17 protein-coding genes are annotated in these 17,214 nt (G+C 61.5%); 6 read left to right on the top strand and 11 right to left on the bottom strand.

Annotation, left to right across the window (positions count from 1 at the left end):
• Positions 1 to 15: 15 nt before the first annotated feature.
• A complete protein-coding gene (locus tag GA0061101_RS08740; RefSeq protein ID WP_037196319.1) occupies positions 16 to 927 on the bottom strand; it encodes a CHAD domain-containing protein in 912 nt (303 codons plus the stop codon).
• Complete coding sequence (locus GA0061101_RS08735) at positions 905 to 1,390, bottom strand: CYTH domain-containing protein (protein ID WP_037196580.1); 486 nt, start codon at positions 1,388 to 1,390, stop codon at positions 905 to 907. Before GA0061101_RS08735 ends, GA0061101_RS08740 begins: the two co-directional genes overlap by 23 nt.
• Before the next feature lie 159 nt (positions 1,391 to 1,549).
• Between GA0061101_RS08735 and GA0061101_RS08730 the strand changes: the two genes are divergently transcribed.
• The 3 genes from GA0061101_RS08730 (at position 1,550) to GA0061101_RS08720 (ending at position 3,430) form a co-directional block, all read left to right on the top strand.
• On the top strand, positions 1,550 to 2,188 hold the full coding sequence (locus GA0061101_RS08730) for a 2-dehydro-3-deoxy-phosphogluconate aldolase (protein WP_037196320.1): 639 nt from the start codon (positions 1,550 to 1,552) through the stop codon (positions 2,186 to 2,188).
• A 130-nt stretch (positions 2,189 to 2,318) separates the two neighbouring features.
• Complete coding sequence (locus GA0061101_RS08725) at positions 2,319 to 3,032, top strand: tellurite resistance TerB family protein (protein ID WP_047555298.1); 714 nt, start codon at positions 2,319 to 2,321, stop codon at positions 3,030 to 3,032.
• 182 nt (positions 3,033 to 3,214) lie between these two features.
• A complete protein-coding gene (locus GA0061101_RS08720; protein ID WP_034505356.1) occupies positions 3,215 to 3,430 on the top strand; it encodes a hypothetical protein in 216 nt (71 codons plus the stop codon).
• Between the two features lie 12 nt (positions 3,431 to 3,442).
• Here the strand turns inward: GA0061101_RS08720 and GA0061101_RS08715 are convergent, their stop codons facing one another.
• The 3 genes from GA0061101_RS08715 to GA0061101_RS08705 form a co-directional block, all read right to left on the bottom strand.
• Positions 3,443 to 4,558, bottom strand: a complete 1,116-nt coding sequence (locus tag GA0061101_RS08715) for a nickel/cobalt transporter (protein ID WP_047555299.1) — start codon at positions 4,556 to 4,558, stop codon at positions 3,443 to 3,445.
• Positions 4,552 to 5,211, bottom strand: a complete 660-nt coding sequence (locus GA0061101_RS08710; RefSeq protein WP_037196581.1) for a DUF1007 family protein — start codon at positions 5,209 to 5,211, stop codon at positions 4,552 to 4,554. The genes GA0061101_RS08715 and GA0061101_RS08710 overlap by 7 nt, the downstream gene beginning before the upstream one ends.
• A gap of 90 nt (positions 5,212 to 5,301) precedes the next feature.
• A complete protein-coding gene (locus GA0061101_RS08705; RefSeq protein WP_037196324.1) occupies positions 5,302 to 6,195 on the bottom strand; it encodes a LysR family transcriptional regulator in 894 nt (297 codons plus the stop codon).
• A 528-nt stretch (positions 6,196 to 6,723) separates the two neighbouring features.
• On the opposite strand from GA0061101_RS08705, the gene odc2 reads away from it, so the two are divergent.
• The 3 genes from odc2 to GA0061101_RS08690 all read left to right on the top strand — a co-directional run bounded on the left by odc2 (position 6,724) and on the right by GA0061101_RS08690 (position 9,831).
• The gene (gene odc2, locus GA0061101_RS08700; protein ID WP_037196325.1) at positions 6,724 to 7,857 is read left to right on the top strand and encodes an ornithine/lysine decarboxylase; all 1,134 of its coding nucleotides are present in this window, start codon (positions 6,724 to 6,726) and stop codon (positions 7,855 to 7,857) included.
• A gap of 96 nt (positions 7,858 to 7,953) precedes the next feature.
• Positions 7,954 to 8,544, top strand: coding sequence for a GNAT family N-acetyltransferase (locus GA0061101_RS08695; protein WP_037196326.1), 591 nt, complete (start codon positions 7,954 to 7,956; stop codon positions 8,542 to 8,544).
• Between the two features lie 123 nt (positions 8,545 to 8,667).
• Positions 8,668 to 9,831, top strand: coding sequence for a GGDEF domain-containing protein (locus GA0061101_RS08690; protein ID WP_092573477.1), 1,164 nt, complete (start codon positions 8,668 to 8,670; stop codon positions 9,829 to 9,831).
• Here the strand turns inward: GA0061101_RS08690 and GA0061101_RS08685 are convergent.
• From GA0061101_RS08685 to GA0061101_RS08660, 6 genes are all read right to left on the bottom strand, one after another.
• Positions 9,828 to 11,210, bottom strand: a complete 1,383-nt coding sequence (locus GA0061101_RS08685) for a cytochrome-c peroxidase (protein WP_037196328.1) — start codon at positions 11,208 to 11,210, stop codon at positions 9,828 to 9,830. The two genes, GA0061101_RS08690 and GA0061101_RS08685, sit on opposite strands and share 4 nt — an antisense overlap.
• A 21-nt stretch (positions 11,211 to 11,231) precedes the next feature.
• Positions 11,232 to 12,863 carry a phospholipase C gene (locus GA0061101_RS08680; RefSeq protein WP_037196582.1) on the bottom strand — a complete coding sequence of 544 codons (1,632 nt, stop codon included), beginning with the start codon at positions 12,861 to 12,863 and terminating at the stop codon, positions 11,232 to 11,234.
• Positions 12,864 to 13,310: 447 nt separating this feature from the next.
• Positions 13,311 to 14,129, bottom strand: a complete 819-nt coding sequence (gene cysE, locus GA0061101_RS08675) for a serine O-acetyltransferase (RefSeq protein WP_376774238.1) — start codon at positions 14,127 to 14,129, stop codon at positions 13,311 to 13,313.
• A 13-nt stretch (positions 14,130 to 14,142) separates the two neighbouring features.
• Positions 14,143 to 15,132, bottom strand: coding sequence for a WD40 repeat domain-containing protein (locus GA0061101_RS08670; protein ID WP_092573476.1), 990 nt, complete (start codon positions 15,130 to 15,132; stop codon positions 14,143 to 14,145).
• Positions 15,132 to 16,223, bottom strand: coding sequence for a CobW family GTP-binding protein (locus GA0061101_RS08665; protein WP_092573549.1), 1,092 nt, complete (start codon positions 16,221 to 16,223; stop codon positions 15,132 to 15,134). Before GA0061101_RS08665 ends, GA0061101_RS08670 begins: the two co-directional genes overlap by 1 nt.
• Before the next feature lie 141 nt (positions 16,224 to 16,364).
• Positions 16,365 to 17,156, bottom strand: coding sequence for a creatininase family protein (locus tag GA0061101_RS08660; protein WP_092573475.1), 792 nt, complete (start codon positions 17,154 to 17,156; stop codon positions 16,365 to 16,367).
• Between the last annotated feature and the right edge of the window lie 58 nt (positions 17,157 to 17,214).

Raw genomic sequence — 17,214 nt, 5'->3', positions numbered from 1 at the left:
GTCGTAGCAAATGCTTCATTCCGCCATCTCTAGCCAAAGTCGCTTGATCGTTCGCGCCTCGCGCTCCGGCTTGTCGGCAAAGACCCAGCGGCCCCTGTTCAGCGCTTCCTCGCGAGCAGTCTGCTGACGGGAGATGATCGCTTCCAGCAAACGTGCGCGGTCGTCGCTTCCATTGAAAAGATGCGGCTCGCGGTCCGCGACGCCGGATAGTATCGACAGGTCGAGATAGCGGCCGAGTACGTCGACCAATGCCTTGGCCTCGAGTTGCTTGGCATGCATGGCCGCCGGCCAGACATCCCGCAGCAGCATATGGTGCATCCAGCAGTCCTGGCTGCGTTTGCGCAGGTCGTGAAAGCTCTCCGCATGGGCAGCTTCGCCCTGGCATTCGGAGAGTGCCTGCATGGCCTTGTCGCCGTTCCTGCGCCAGCTTTTCTGGAAAAGGCGGGCGGTGTCGCGCCGGCCGCTCTCGAAGGAGGCACCTTTCAGCGCCTGGATCGCTTCGCCACAGGTGGCGATTGCCGCCTGTGCCTTGTCCTCAAGGTCGGTCTCTGCCTCTGACAAGCGGTCACGCCGGGTTGTCAGGACCTCGGTGACGCGAGCGAGTGCGTGAAGCTCGTCCTCGGACGTCGCAGTCGCCTGCAGATAGTGGCTGACCTCGATCAGCGCCGTGGCGTCACGCACGCCTGAGAGCGTACGGGCCATGTCCCGAAGCCTGTCATTCTCCTGCTGCTGAAATTCGCGCGCGCGCGGGGCGATCAACCGATAAAGGCCGCGCACGCGCTTGATGTTCTTGCGGGCGGCATGCACTGCTTCGTGCAGGCCTTGCGGTCGGTCCGTCAGGACGGCCATCGCCTTGCCGAGTTGATGCGCGGCGACCCTTTGCACCTCGTCATCAAGGGGCCGGTCAGGCCGTATGCGATAGCTCATCGTATTCCTGTTCGAACTGCGTCGCGAGGGCCTGGTTGGAATAGCGGTATTCGCCGGTCACCTCGCGGCCGATCCAGTCCGGCAGTTCCGGAGCATCGCTTTCGTCCTCCATCTCGACCTCAGCGATCACAAGGCCGCGATGGGCGCCGCGGAAGACATCCACTTCCCAGACAAATCCCTTGAAAGGCACCTTGTGGCGGGTCTTCTCGATGACAAGGCCGATTGCCGTTCCCAGCAATTCCTCCGCGTCGGGGATAGGGATTTCATACTCGAATTCGTCACGCGTCAACGACCTGCCGATCTTGATCGTCAGGGTCGCCGTTTTGTCGTTCGTCAGCCTTATGCGCACTGAACGATCGTCCATGGAGGCGATATAGCCTTGTCTCAGGATAAGCTTCTCGGAGACGAAATCACGCCAGTGATCGCCGCGCACCAGAAACTTCCGCTCGATCTCTTTTGCCATGCGTTTGACATGCTCCACCGGCACAGATCAGAGTAGACTATAGCAAGTTCTGGCGATTTCCTACCCGTCGTATCTAACGCGAGCTTTTGTCTCGACAAGCACCTTCGGGAAGGCTATTCGAAGGCCGGATTTCAATCGTTTTAAGGGAGCGCACCGACCATGGGCGAGAAAACCAAGAAGCTTCTTTCCGTTCTGAAATTGCAGCCGGTCGTTCCCGTGCTGATCGTCGATGATGCGAAATCGGCCGTTCCGCTTGCCCGGGCGCTGGTTGCCGGCGGCCTGAAGGCAATCGAGATCACGCTGCGGACCGCCGGCGCGCTCGACGCCATCCGCGCCGTCGCCGAAGAGGTGGAGGGCGCCGAAGTCGGTGCCGGCACGATCCTGAACGTCGCCCAGTGGGACGCGGCCGTCGAAGCCGGTTCCAAGTTCATCGTCAGCCCCGGCACGACGCAGGAGCTTCTCGATGCCGCCCGCGCCTCGCATGTGCCGCTGCTGCCGGGCGCTGCCACGGCAAGCGAGGTCATGGCCCTGCGCGAGGAGGGCTACACAGTGCTGAAGTTCTTCCCGGCCGAACAGGCCGGCGGTGCCGCCTATCTCAAGGCTCTGTCCTCGCCGCTATCAGGCACGCTCTTCTGCCCGACCGGCGGCGTCTCGCTGAAGAACGCGCATGATTATCTGTCGCTGCCGAACGTCATCTGCGTCGGCGGCTCGTGGGTCGCGCCGAAAGAGCTGGTTATGGCCGGCGATTGGGCCGGGATCACCAAGCTCGCAGCCGAGGCCGCAGCCCTCAAGGGCTGAACGATTTCTCTCCCATCGATTTCAAAGGCGTGCATGGCTTCATGCGCGCCTTTTTCTTTGTCGCGGATTTGTATTTGCGGTTGCGCTTCCTATCTCCCTTTCACCATCAAAAGGACGGAGGACCATTCAGATGATCGACGCCCGCAAGCTTCTTGACCAATTCCTGGGGTCGCAGGTTCCAGGAATGCAAGGAAGCGTGAAAGACAAGGCAACCCAGGCAATCAATCTCGCCAGGGATAACCCGATGGCGACCAGCGCCATCGCAGGCGTGCTGCTCGGCACGAAAACCGGGCGCCAGGTCGCCGGCAATGCGCTGGCACTCGGCGGCCTCGCCGCTATCGCCGGGCTCGGCTATCAGGCCTACAAGAATTATAGGGACGGCAATCAGCCGCAGCCGGCGCCGCAATCGGTTCCGCAGGCCGAGCCGCAATTCCTGCCGCCGCCGTCGAACTCCGGCTTCAGCACTGCACCTGCAGTCGCGAGCAATGATTTTGCGCTCTCCCTGGTCCGGGCAATGATCGCAGCTGCCCGCGCTGATGGCCATATCGATGACGCGGAGCGTCAGCGCATTCTCGGCAAGGTGCAGGAGGCCGGCGTCGGCTCCGAGGCGGAAGCCTTCTTCCAGCGCGAGCTTGCCAACCCCGTCGATCTCGACGCCATCGTCGCCTCGGCGCAGACCGAGGAGCAGCGAGTGCAGGTCTACACGGCCTCGCGCCTCGCAATCGAGCCGGATTCCAGGGCCGAGCGCGGCTATCTCGATCTGCTTGCCGGGCGGCTCGGCCTGGCCGATGCGCTGGTCGATCATATCGAGGCGACGGTTGCGGGCGCCAAAGTGCAACTCTGACGGACAGCGCGGTAAAGCGTTTCATGGGATCGCTTTACCGCTCTATGCTATTGTTTTTACGCAATTTCGGACGGAAAGCCGCAGCGCACTTTTGCTGGAATTGCTCTGGGACCGTTGCCTTTCATCGGCGGCTGGCCTAAGCCTTCGCCGAAACATTTCACGGCGCGCTAGGGATCGGCGATTTGACGGACAGAAAAAGCGACACCCGTTCGGCGGCGATCGCCGCCGGTATTATTCTGCTGGTCGCAACAGCCGTGCTCTATCTCATGCCGAACGTCATCGTCTGGCTCGGAACGATTTCGCCATGGCTCGGCACCGGCTTCGGCGTATTGGTCATCCTGGCCTTCTTCTTCGTGTTCTGGCTCAGGGCTCGCTATCAAAGGCGCAAGGGCCTGTAGGTTCGGTTCCCGTCAGGTCTGCAACGAGGCGCCGAGGAGGATGACGCCGGTGCAGATGACCAGCAAGGCACCGAAAATTTCGATGCCATCGCCGACCCATGTCGAAAGCTTCGAACCGCGGCCGGCGAAACGCACGGCGGTACCCTTCGCGAAAACGGCGATGATGGCAAGCAGCGAGACGGTGAGCGCCGTGCCGATCGACATGGCGAGCACCGATAGCAGCCCGCCGAGATAGAGACCGTTCAGCATCGAAAAGGTCATGACCAGCAGCGCGCCGGAGCAAGGCCGCAAACCCACAGCGATGATCGCCGACACTGCTTCACGGGCGCTGAACTGCTCGTTCGACAGCATTTTCGGATCGGGAAGATGCGCATGGCCACAGGTCTCGCAGAAGGCGCCGTCGCCTGTCGCGTGAGCGGGGTCATAGCATTGATAGCCGTCGGCGGCAGGCATGGCAGCTGCGCGGCTGCGGGAAAGGCTTCTGGCGGGGCCCGTGCCGGTTGCGGCGTCTTCGAAAAGCGCCAGGCCGATCGGGCCCGCGGAGGTCGCCAGCTGGACCTTGCGGTACTGTGCCCTGTTGCGGATCATCGTGCGCAGCTTGCGAAACAGAAGCCAGCCGCCGAACAGGATGACCATGACGAAGCTCGCGATCTCCATGGCGTTGGTGGCCATCGTCATGGTGATGCCGGAGCCGCGCAGGACGAAATAAGCGGCTCCGACCACGAGGACTGCGACGACGCCCTGGATGAGCGCGGAGACGAACGAGATGGCGACGCCGCGCTTCAGCTCGATTTCATTGGCGACCATGTAGGAGGAGATGACCGCCTTGCCGTGGCCGGGGCCGGCCGCGTGGAAGATGCCATAGGCGAAGGAGAGACCGATCAGCGTCCAGAGTTGCCAGGGGTCCTGGCGCATCGCTTCGATCGATTTGGTGAGAGCCCGGTAGAAAGCCTGCTGCTCGTAATTCACATAAAGGAAGATGGGCGCCAGCGGGCCGCCCGTCGGCTGGAAGCTCGGTTCGGCCGTGCCGATGCCCAGCGGGGATCCCGTGGCATGCGCGAGCCCCGCTGCCGCGAGAAGGGCAAGCATTGCCACTGGAAGCAACCGCCATGGTTTCGAAATCAGCATTGGACGTCTATCCGCGTTGCGAAGAGCTTCGACATGGTCGTTCCCGTCGGATCGTTGAAGAAGGCATCCGTCAATGTCGTCTTGTTTTCGGCGATGACTTCGTCCGGATTGGGGCGGACGACCTGGTGCGTGCAGCTTTTGAAGGCGTCGCCCTCCGTCACCAGTTCCTTGTCGGTCGGGAAGTCGATCGATGTGTAGAGTGTCGGGTCGTAGATGCCGAAGCTGAGCTTATTGCCCTTCGTCAGCGGCATCGGCTCGGACGGCTTGACGGCGAAGAACATCAGAAGCTGACCATCGCGATAATCGACATTGATGACGTCAGGCTTGGCCACCTTGATCGTTTTGCCGTTGAGCGTCAGGTTCGTGTAATACTCGTACTCGGCGAGGGAATCGCGCACCGTCTTGCCGACTTCCTTCAGCTCGTCGGGATCGAGCTTCAGATTGGTGTTCTTGTCAAAGTCCATCAGCACGGAGGAGGAGAACACCTCATCGAAGCGCCAGACGTTGCGCAATTCCTGCACGTTGCCGTCCGGCCCGGCCAGAACCTCCAGGCGCGCTTCCACGAAAATATGCGGATGCGCCGACACCACGGCGGGCGCGAGCAGCAGACCCCCGGCGAGGGCGACAGTGTGGACAATCGTGGATTTTCTCATGCGTCCGATATGTTTCGCGAGCATTGATTCACTTCGACTTCTGGTCAGAAAATAAGACGGAATTGGGACCGGCCGGCCCGTCTGCGCCGCTCAGCCATTCTTGCGGAACCAGTTATGCAGGTAGTCCACAAACATACGCACCTTGGCCGGGAGATAGCGGCGATGCGGATAGACCGCATAGATGCCGCGATCGGTCGGAAGATAATCGTTGAACAGCGTCAACAATTGGCCGCTTTCGATCGCCTTGCGACCGATGAAATCCGGAACGACGGCAACGCCGAGACTGTTCAGGGCAGCTCGCAAAGTCGCATGCGGACTGTTGACCTCGAGCGTGCCGGTGATGGCGACGTTGAAGGTGGTACTGTCGGCATCGACGAAGCGAATATTGCCTTGCGAACGGTTGTTGCTGTCGATGATGAAAGGCACTCGTGCAAGATCGGTCGGGTGCTCCAAGGCCGGATAGCGATCGAGGAATTCCTGGGTTGCGCAGAGATGCACGCGGAAATCCGAAATCTTGCGGGCGATCATGCCGGAATCCTCGAGCTTTGTGATGCGGACGGCCACATCGAAGCCTTCCTCGATCAGATCCACGAAACGGTCGTCGGCGGCGATTTCCAGTGCGAGGTCGGGATTTTCCTTGGCGAAATCGATCAGTGATTGCCCGACCTCGGCATCGACGAAGGTGCGCGGCACCGAGACGCGCAGCCGTCCCTTGAGCTGCTGGTTGTTCTCGCGAACGAGGTCGGCGAGATTGTCGATCTCCTTCAGGATGTCGGAGGCGGTGCGATAATATGTGTGGCCGGCTTCGGTCATGGAGAATTGGCGGGTGGTGCGGTTGAGCAGCAGCGCCCCGAGCTCGTCTTCGAGCTCACGGACATATTTGGAGAGAAGCGCCTTGGAGCGGCCGGTCTTGCGCGCGGCCGCTGAAAATCCTTCGGCTTCGACCACGTCGATAAAGGCGCGAATCCGGGTCAACGTGTCCATGGTGAAGTCTCCCGTTAATTGTTGCCGGATGTTGAACAAAACCCGCCGGTTTGTTCAATTATTTTTTTAGGACGCGGGTGAAAAATTTTCTTGATTATGACGGCGAATATACCTATTTCCCGATCAGCCCAAAGTCGCACGTGCCCGTGGGTGTCCGCCGATCCTCGATGTGGTGAGAAAATCGGTAAGGTACCTGGAACTAACCCCTCCAGTCGCTATTTCGGCCAACCGAAAAATGCGAGGACATCTAAAGCAACGACGGTGCGGGCCTTTTTGTTCTCTCCCGGCTTTCCATCAGCCGGGGTTACTGAAGAGGCACACCTTCATTGCCGGAAGTGCGGTTGGGATAATCCCTCCAATCCATGGCAGACAAAGCGAATTAGCGCCGCTTGCGGCACTCGTTCATCATTCGCGCTTCGCGCATTTGCACGGTACCGGGGTCTCCACCGGCTGGTTCCTGAGCGAATGAGCGTCGCCCTTTGTCCTCTGGGTTTTCCCCGGAGCTATTGGAATTGAAAGGGAATTGACATGACCACGCAACGTATTCGCGACTTTCTCGCTACCCGACGTCCGGACGGTCCCTGCCTGGTGGTTGATCTCGATGTCGTCCGCGACAATTTTCGTGCCTTTCGTCATGCCATGCCGGACAGCGCCATCTACTATGCCGTCAAGGCCAACCCGGCTCCGGAAGTGCTGCGCCTGCTCGCAAGCCTCGGCTCCAACTTCGATTGCGCGTCCGTCGCCGAAATCGAAATGGCGCTCGACGCCGGTGCGACGGCTGCTCGCATCTCCTTTGGCAACACGATCAAGAAGGAGCGCGATATCGCCCGTGCGCATGCGCTCGGCATCAGCCTCTTCGCCGTCGACAGCCACGAGGAAGTCGAGAAGATTTCGCGTGCCGCTCCCGGCGCCCGTGTGTTCTGCCGCGTCCTGACGGATGGCGAAGGCGCCGAATGGCCGCTGTCGCGCAAGTTCGGCTGCGTCCCGCAGATGGCTGTCGACGTGCTCGTCTATGCCCATCAGCTGGGTCTGGAATCCTACGGCGTGTCTTTCCACGTCGGCTCGCAGATGACCAAGGTCGATGCCTGGGATGCGGCTCTTGCCGATGCCAAGCGCGTCTTCGTCTCGCTGGCCAAGCAGGGCATCCACCTGCAGATGGTCAACATGGGCGGCGGTTTCCCGACCAAGTATTTGCGCGACGTTCCGTCTGCCGAAGCCTATGGCAAGGCGATCTTTGCGTCTCTGCGCGCCCATTTTGGCAACCAGATCCCGCACACGATCATCGAGCCGGGCCGCGGCATGGTCGGCAATGCCGGCGTGATCAAGGCTGAAGTCGTCCTGATTTCGAAGAAGTCGGACAATGATGCCGCTCGCTGGGTCTTCCTCGACATCGGCAAGTTCGGCGGTCTCGCCGAAACCATGGACGAGGCGATCCGCTACCCGATCCGCACCGAGCGCGACGGCGACGAGATGGAAGCCTGCGTCATCGCCGGCCCGACCTGCGATTCCGCTGACGTGCTCTACGAGAAGAACCTCTATCCGCTGCCGGTGACGCTCACCATCGGCGACGAGGTCCTGATCGAAGGCACCGGCGCCTACACCACGACCTATTCGGCTGTGGCGTTCAACGGTTTCGATCCGCTGAAGGCCTACATCATCTAAGGTCTGACTTTGCCGACCCCGTAATCAGCCGGGGCGGCACCCTCACAATTATTTGTCACCACCGCTGATAACGGTATTGGGCAACGGGAGGCCGAGATGGCCGCTGTTCTTGATTCTGTCCGCGCATTCTTTGCGCCCACTACTTTCACACTCGACCTGGAAAACGCAGGCGACGTCGTTGCTCGCGAAAATCTGCTCGATCGCGCCATGGGCGCCGACCGCCGCAAGAAGTCGTCGGAAAAGCTGCGCCGGGGCCGCGTTCCGGCCGAAGGTCTGGCACTGGTCGCGCGCGATCGCACCGGCCACATCATCGGCACGGTTCGCCTATGGAACGTCGAAGCTGGCGTCGATCGCGAGACCCGTCCGGTCGATGCGCTGCTGCTCGGTCCGCTGGCCGTCGATCCTGCGTATGAAGGCAAGGGTATGGGCTCGGCGCTGATGCGCGCCGCCATCCTGGAAGCCAAGAAGCGCGGCCATGGCGCCATCCTGCTCGTCGGCGATGCACCCTATTACGAGCGTTTCGGCTTCTTTGCCGAAAAGACCCGCCATCTGGTGATGCCAGGCCCGTTCCAGCGCGAGCGCTTCCTCGCCCTCGAACTGAAGGACGGCTGGCTCAACGGCGCTGCCGGCATGATCGTCGCCAGTGGTCGCAAGCTGGCCCAGCCGCCTGTCGCAAGAGCCGCCTGAGATGCGAGGCTGCCTCGCAAACCGCAGCGAGACAGCCTCAATTTGCTATGTTGAATTAAGAGAACCGCAAGCGGCCTGTCGTATCCTCGAACTCTCAGAGGGTCGACAAGGGACGACGTCATCATGGTGCTGGATCTGCGGACGATCTATGTTGTCTGTGGTTTCGCTTGTCTTGTGCTGGGCTGCGTGCAGCTTCTCGCGTTTGCGACGGGACGGTTCGAACGCTGGCCTCTGTGGTGGGGCGGAAGCAATGTGCTGTTGGGCCTTGGCTCTCTCGGCGTTGCCTTGCGCGATATCGCTCCGGATTTCATAACGGTCGGCGTGGCGAACAGCCTGACGCTGGCGGGTTACATAGCCTTGCTCGCGGCTATCAAGATCTTTGCCGGAAAACACATCAATTTACGGGGCTATGCTGCCGTCATCGCCATCGGCTCATTGCCCTTGTTTCTCGTTTTCGATGACGGCGCCAGCTATTTGCCGCGCATCGCCTATCTCTCCTTCGTCTTCAGTTTCTGTGATCTCGCGATCATGCGCGAGGGATACAGGCTTGTCCGGCGCGAGACTTTGGTTTCCGGCTGGATCCTCGTTGGCCTTTTTGCCCCGACATCGTTGATCTTTGCGGGACGGGCAACGCTTGCCCTCCTGGGCCGGCTGGATGGCGACGGCCTGTTCGACAAACCCAGCGGCGATCAATGGCTGGCGCTGACGGCCGCGGTTTTCATCTGCCTGCGCGGCATTACCATTGTTCTGATGGCTTCCGAACGCAACCGCAACAAGCTGATCGAGCTTGCCCATCACGATCCTCTGACCGGCGCGATGAACCGCAGCGGTCTTGCCAGCGCCTATACGCGGCTGGCCGGAAGGCTGCCCGTTGCCGTGTTCCTGATCGACATCGATCATTTCAAAACGCTCAACGACAGCCATGGCCATGCGGTGGGGGATCGCATCCTCAGTCTCTTCGTGCAGGTGGCGAAATCGCAGCTTGGCGTCCGAGGGATCGTGGCACGTCAGGGCGGGGATGAATTCGTGCTCGTCGTCGAATACACCACGGCGGACGAGGCGGTGCGACTGGCGCAACGCATTCGTGCAGCCTTCGCCGATGCCATGTCGCGGGAAAGCGACCTACAGGTCTCGCCGACTTTGTCGATCGGTATTGCCGAGGGCCGCAACAGCCTCGAACGGCTCCTGGAAAGAGCCGACGAAGCCGTTTATCGCGCCAAGCGCAACGGGCGGGATCGCGTCGAGTTTCAGACCCAGCCCGGAGAAGCCGTTGAAAAAGCGGCTTAATTCGCCGCCTTCACACTTTCCTTCGCAGGGTCGTAACCGTCCGTCAGCGTCTTCAGGAATGCGATGACATCGGCGATCTCGACGTCGTTGAGCGCCGGTGCGTCGCCGAGCTTGCGGTTCATCGGCGCGTCGATGACGTCGATATTGGCCCGGTACTGCTCAGGCAGATCGTTGTATTTCATCACCTTGCCACCGGCATCCTTCGGATAGATCTCCTCAGGATTGGTGTCGCGCTTGACGTAGAAGCGCGTCACGTCCTCGAGCGTGCGATAGACGCCATTGTGGAAGAAGACGTGGCGAGCGGCGACGTTGCGCAATGTCGGCGTCTTGAACAGCCCGCAATTCTGCGGCTGGGCGGAATAGGTGTCATTGCGCAGCGGGCCACAAATGCCGGTATCGTCGTAGTTCGGATCGGCATTGGCCGGAATGGCCGGATTGCGCGGCGCTCCCAGGGCTTCGAATTCGAAATCCGTGAAGTTCGGCATCTGTCCGTCGCCGGTCATCTTGTCGAGGTGACACGAGGCGCAATTGCCCTTGTTCGGATCATCGAACAGCTTCAATCCCCGTGCTTCCGCATCCGTGAGCACGGCCTTGCCGCGAAGGTAATAATCATATTTGCTCGTATAGGGATGGAAGGACGGCTCCTCGATCTGGTAGCGGGCAAGGGCGAAGCCGATTTCGGCGATTGTCATGTCCTGATCGTCGAGGATATTCTTGCCGAAGAGTGCGGAGATGTCCTTGCCGTAGCCTTTCTTCAGCTTCGCATAGACGGTGGCCGCATCCACATTCGCCATTTCGAACGGTGAGATCATCGGTTGCAAAGCCTGCTCTTCCAGCGAATCCACGCGTCCATCCCAGAACATTCCGCCTTGCGGCACTAGATCCGGAGCGGTCGAATCGGCCTTGACGACGGCTTGCGCCGTCAGCGGCCCGGCTATGGCCGCCGGCGCGTTGGCGAGTGCTACGCCTGAAGCTTCGGTCATCGGCGCGGCTTCGGCAGCCTCGTCGGCAGCGCTTTCAGCCCCGACCGAGAAGGAAGGCGTCGACATCTTGTAAGCGAGGCTCGGCACGGTGCGGATGCCCGGCTGGTCGAGATGCGGGCCGCCGAGCTGCACGGCGCGATCGTTGGCGGGCGCATAATGATTGCCGGGATCGTGGCAGGTGGAGCAGGACATCTGGCCGCCGCCCGATAGCGTCGGATCGAAAAAGAGCTGCTTGCCGAGCTGGGCGACGGCACTCAGCGGCGCCGGGCTGTCATAGCCGTCCGTGGCGGCAGCATTGGCGACCGGCTTGCTTGCCGCGCCAATGGCCGCACTCGCGAGCGATAGGCCCGCGAGTGCGATGAAGGGCAGGAGACGGCGGTCGATCTGCAAGGGCATTTCCGTCCCCCCCTTTGTGCATCAAGAGGCCTGGTTGCCGGTCTTCGGATCGAGGATCAGCTTCGGCGTATCGCCCTTGGACCAGTCGAACATGGCCTTCAGCGAGCCGGAGATGGCATCGAATGAGCCGCCGCCAAGGCGGGCGCCGCCCATCCAGTTATCCTCGATGAAACGCATGACCGAGGTCTGGTCGGTCAGCGTGTGATCGACGAAGTTGACCTTGGAGTAGGGCGAGATGACCAGCAGCGGCTGACGCGTGCCGTAGCCGCAACGGCCCTGGGCCGGCTGACCGTTGACACCGGGCAGCGGCGTGCCGGTCGAACAGCTGTCGCCACCGGTCAGCACGTCATAGCCCTTGACGCCGAGTTTGGACGGATTGACGACTGCATGGGCGTGATCATACCAGCCATCGGAGTCGTCGTAGAGGATGATGATGGCGGTGTCCTTCCAGTCCGGCGAGTCCTGGACGGTGTTGACCACCTGGGTCACGAATTCCTGCTCGTCGAGCGGGTCGGAATAGCCGGCATGGCCGTCCTGATAGGCAGGCGCCTTCAGGAAGCTGACGGCCGGCATGTTGCCGTTCTTCAGCGCCGCATAGAAGTCGGTTGTGTCGTACTGATGGTTGGCGGCGTCCGTGGTGCCGATCGCGGCCACGGAGGACGGGCGCGCATGCGTCGGATTGGCGGTCGAGGCGTAGTACTGGAACGGCTGGTGATGCGGGATGTAGTCCGTGTAGTTGACCTTGGTGACGGTCGAGGTGGTCGCACGCTTGCAGCCGGTCGTGCCGTCGGGGTTGGTCAACGTCAGGTCGAAGCCGCCTTCGAAGAAGCCCCAGGTGATCTTGTGCTCGTTCAGCATGTCGCCGATGTTCTTGCCATACATCAGGGCCGTCTGGCCGGTCGAGCAGACGTCGCCTGTCGGGTCGAAATCGCTGATCGCGGTCCAGCCGCCGCTGCCATCGGGCACGATGCGCCCCTTCGAATAGGTGCCGTCGCTTTCCAGCGCGTAGCCGGGCGGCAGGATGGCACCGTTGGTCTGGCCGGAGATGAGGTTCAGGGCGCCGGGGGTCGAGGGGCCAAAGTTGGTAGAGAAGGAATTGTCGTTCAGTGCGTAATGCTGAGCGTAATTCCAGAGGGCGGTGACGGTGTTGCCGTCATAATAGCCCATGACCTGGCCCTTCGTGCCGAAGGCGCCGGCCGCACCCTTGGTGCCCCTGCCGGTATTGGCCGGAAAGAGGTCCATGGCGAAATTGTTATAGGCGGCCTGCTCGGCAGTATAGCCGTGGTTCTGGGACTGGGTGGCCGCCTGCGTGCGATCGAGGCGGAAGGGGGCTGCGGCGTCGGCGCCGTTCGCCGTGTTGGTCTTGTTCGGATTGTTGTCCAGCAGGCCCGCATTTGCCAGCGTGTTGATGTCGGTCGGCGTGTTGTCGGCGGCCTTGAATTCCGGCTCGCCGGCGATGTTGGCGGCCTTGGGGTAGGTCGCGAAGTAATGGTCGAAAGAGACGTTTTCCTGGAAAATAACCACCAGGTGCTTGATCGGCGTTGCGGTATTCGGCGCGGGCGCCATATCGGCGGCGCCGGCGGTGGAACAGAGCGAAATAAGGGTAAGCGCGCTGCCGGCTGCAAGGGCGGCGCGACGCGAAAGACTGGTCATCGTCATATCCTCTTCGAGTGGGGGCATTGCTCCGGCGCTTGTTGCGCCGCGCCGGGCATAGAGAACTCTTTCGAGCTATCAACGGAGTATGACAGTTCCATGAAGGGGAGGAGGATTGCACCGCGTAAGGGGTGCGGCTGGGCAGCTGATTTTGCTGAGATGACCGAGAGGTTTGTATGCTGGCGAGACATAACGGCGCTGGCGATGCTACCTTATGTCACGGGCGGGGGAGGCAGCTGATCACCCGCCCTCGGGGTTCGAGACGGCCCTTTGGGCCCCCTCACCATGAGGGCTAGTTCTTCCCCACTTGGAGGCAAAGAAGGCTCAATCGTTTGTCGTGGCTCCGAACTCACCCCGCCTTATCCCGATGTGCGCAGCCCCCTGAGCCTGTCGAAGAGGGGGCGGAGCCTCGAAGGACGGGTGGCCACGATGGCTCGGAAACTAGAATTAGATATTCTGATCCATCGTTTCCGCCGGGATCTCGTCGGCTGGGTGGATGCGCACCACCGTGGCCGGGACGCCGGCAACGGTGCAGTGGGGTGGGACGGGCTTCACCACGACGCTGCCCGCCGCCACCTTGCTGAAGGCGCCGACTTCGATGTTGCCGAGGATCTTGGCGCCGGCGCCGATCATCACGCCGTGGCGTATCTTCGGATGCCGGTCTCCGCTTTCCTTGCCGGTGCCGCCAAGCGTGACGTTCTGCAGGATGGAAACCTCATCCTCGATCACGGCTGTCTCGCCGATGACGATGCCGGAGCCATGATCGAGCATGATGGAAGAACCGATCCTGGCCGCCGGATGAATATCCGGGCCGAAGACGAGCGAGACGAGGTTGGAAAGCCAGCTGGCGATTTCGGTGCGGCCTTCGGTCCAGAGCGCATGGGCGATGCGGTGGGTCTGCAGGGCGTGAAAGCCCTTCAAATTCAAAAGCGCATGCAGATAGGTCGTGCAGGCGGGATCGCGGGTGCGCACGGCGACGAGATCGGCCTCCGTCGCTTGCAGAATTGCGACATGCCGCGCCAGCACGCCGGACAGCAGCGAAAGCAGATCGTCGTGCTCGATCCGGACGACGCAAAGCCGTGCGGCGAGCACATTGGCAAGGCTGTCTGCATCCGAGCGGCTGGCCAGGATCTGCGCTCGCAGCAGCGGGGCGAGCGTCGGCTCGCGCTCAGCGAGTTCGGCGGCCTCGCGGCGGATCACATCCCAGACGTTTTCGGCTGGGGCAGGGGTATTTCCGGCAATTGCCGTTCCCGACTGAGGCATGATCCTGTCTTTCTGTTCAACCGGAAACGTCTACGACGCCGCAATCGCCGGCCTCGGAGGCAAAGGCGAGCAGCTTGCCGGATTTGCTCCAGCTCATCGATGTGATCGCACCCTTGCCCGGCCGGCGCAAGAGCGCTTCCTTGGCGTCGCCAAGACGGACCGCCAGGATCATGCCGTCGATGAAGCCGATGGCGAGAATATCCTCGGCGGCGTGGAACTTCACCGAGGTCGCCATGATGTTGGCGCGGGTGCCGAGCTCGAGCGGCGCCTTGCCCATCGGTCCGTCCTTGCCCTGGAAAGGCCAGACGATCGCCGCCGGCGCGCCGGAAGAGGCGAGCCATTTGCCCTTGTTGGACCAGGACAGGGATTTCACCTTGGCGGGATAGCCCGTCATGCGCATGTGCCTGGCTTCGGCGCCTGGCTTGGCATCCAGCTTCCAGCCATGCAGGGCGTTTTCCTGCATGGTTGTCACGATGAACTGGCCGTCCGGCGAGAAGGTGACGCCGGTATGGGCGCCCTTCCATTCCAGATTGACCGGCTGCGCGCTCATGCCGACCCAGTGAAGCGACACGCCGTTGTAGCGGGCGACGGCGATGCGCAAGCCCTTGGGAGCGAAGGCGATGCCCTCGACCGTGCGTTCTTCCGGAAACTCCTTCGTCGTGCCGTCGGACAGCCGCACGAAGGTGCTCTTTCCATAGGAGTAGGCCACCGCACCCTGCGGACCGGCGGCAATCTGCCCGATCCATTTGCGCGGGACCTCGGCCAGAACCGTCACACTGCCATCGGCCGCAATCCGCAGGACTTTACCGTCCTCGCCACCGGAAATCAGGCTGTCGCTATGGGGATCGCGAATGCAGGTCAGCATGCCCCGATGGGCCTCGGTGACCTTGTCTCCACCCTCCAGGCGATGAACTGCGCCGGCGGCGCTGGCGAAGAAGGGGGTGTCCCCTAAAAATTCGACGGCCAGAACGTGGCCGTCGATATCAAGCGGAGCGACAGTCGGCATCAGGCAGACGCCTCGCAAGCCTTGAAGCTTGCTTCCAGCTTTTCGCGGTCGAGTTCGCGGCCGATGAAGACCAGGCGGCTCTCATGCTTTTCGCCATCCTTCCAGGCACGCTGATGGTCGCCCTCGATGATCATGTGCACGCCTTGGACGACATAGCGCTCCGGATCGTTCTTGAAGGCGATGATGCCTTTGAGGCGCAGGATGTTCGGCCCCTGAGTCTGCGTGATCTTCTGGATCCAGGGGAAGAAGCGCTCCGCATTCATCTCGCCGCCGCGCAGCGACACCGATTGCACGGTCACGTCGTGGATGGGCGAAGGGGCGTGGCTATGGTGGTCATGATCATGGTGGTGATGGTCGTGGCCATGATGGTGGTGATCATGGTCGTGATGGTCATGATTGCAATCCGGGCCGCAGACATGGTCGTCATGGCCGTGCTCGAGGAAATGCGGGTCGTTTTCGAGAGCCCGTTCCAGATTGAAGGCGCCCTGGTTCAGCACGCGGGCGAGGTCGACGCCGGAGCGGGTCGTCTTGTAGACGCGGGCGGCCGGGTTGATCGCGCGGACGATGTCCTCGATCTGGGCCAGCTCGGCCGGCGATACGAGATCGGACTTGTTGATGACGACAACGTCGGCAAAAGCGATCTGGTCTTCGGCCTCGCGGCTGTCCTTCAGGCGCAGCGGAAGGTGCTTGGCGTCGACAAGCGCAACGACGGCGTCGAGTTCGGTCTTGGCGCGGACGTCGTCGTCCATGAAAAAGGTCTGGGCGACGGGAACCGGATCGGCAAGGCCCGTCGTTTCGACGATAATGCCGTCAAAGCGGCCAGGGCGGCGCATCAGGCCCTCGACGACGCGGATGAGGTCGCCGCGCACCGTGCAGCAGACGCAGCCATTGTTCATCTCGTAGATTTCTTCATCCGACTCGACGATGAGGTCGTTGTCGATGCCGATCTCGCCGAACTCGTTGACGATGACGGCGTATTTCTTGCCGTGGTTTTCGGAGAGGATGCGATTGAGCAGCGTCGTCTTGCCGGCGCCGAGATAGCCGGTGAGAACGGTAACGGGAATGGGCTTTTGCGTGGCTGTTTCGGTCATGGGAGCCTCGAAATATGGAAGGTTGCCCCGGGGAGCGGACATTGATCGGGTTCCATATAAGGAGTTGGCAGCGTCAGTTCAAAGGCTTTTGTATGTTATAAGATCACATTAGGTTTGGGATCAGGAGATTGGGTCGCCTGGTCAAGTCAGCGTCGTCACATCGAAGCTGTCGACATCCTCAAGCAGTTCGACAAGCCCTTGCACCGCATGCGCAATCAGCCTTTCGCCTTTTTCCGCTGTGGCGGCGCCAGCATTGCCGGTGACACCCTGAGTGCTCAGATCGGACATCTTCCAGCCGAATGCATGCGGCCCATAGGCTCGCAAGTGCTTGAAGCGCTCCATATAGTCGGACTGCAGGGATGGGAAATCCGCAGCCTTCGACATATCGACTTTTTCAGGATGCAGGGCAAGCATGACAGAAGTCTCGATATCGCCGCCGTGAATGTCGATGGCCTTGTCATCAGGCGCGATCAGTCCGTCCGGAATGCCGAAGCGGGTCCAGCTGGTTGCCACCGCCAGCATGGCGAAGCGCATGCGCGCTTCCGTCGCGACGATGGTCATGAGCGGTGAGTTTCCGCCGTGGGCATTGAGCATGACGAGTTTGCGGATGCCGAGCCCGCTCATCCGCTCGGCGATGCCGAGCCAGCGGCTGATGGCTTCGTCGAAGGCCAGGGTCTTCGAACCGGCGACGTCCATATGCTCGACGGAGTAGCCGACAGGCTCGACGGCCAGGAAGGTGACGGGTAAGTTGGCGGGCAGGGCAACCTTCAGACGCGAGACGATGCCTTCGGCGATCAGCGTGTCGGTCTCGAAGGGCAGATGCGGGCCGTGTTGCTCATAGGCGCCAAGCGGCAGCACGGCGATCCAGTTTGCCCGTTCCCGCGGCGTCAATGTCCCATCATTGTCGTCGAAACATGGCAAAGGATGCGCCATCTGAGGGTGTGCCTCTTGTTTATGTCAATAACCTGCGCAATGTCATAGCGTGATGGCG

The sequence above is a fragment of the Martinezella lusitana genome (genome assembly GCF_900094565.1).
Lineage (GTDB): Bacteria > Pseudomonadota > Alphaproteobacteria > Rhizobiales > Rhizobiaceae > Rhizobium > Rhizobium lusitanum.
The sequence above is the reverse complement of the archived record's forward strand: the minus strand, read 5'-3'. Positions and strand labels throughout refer to the sequence as shown.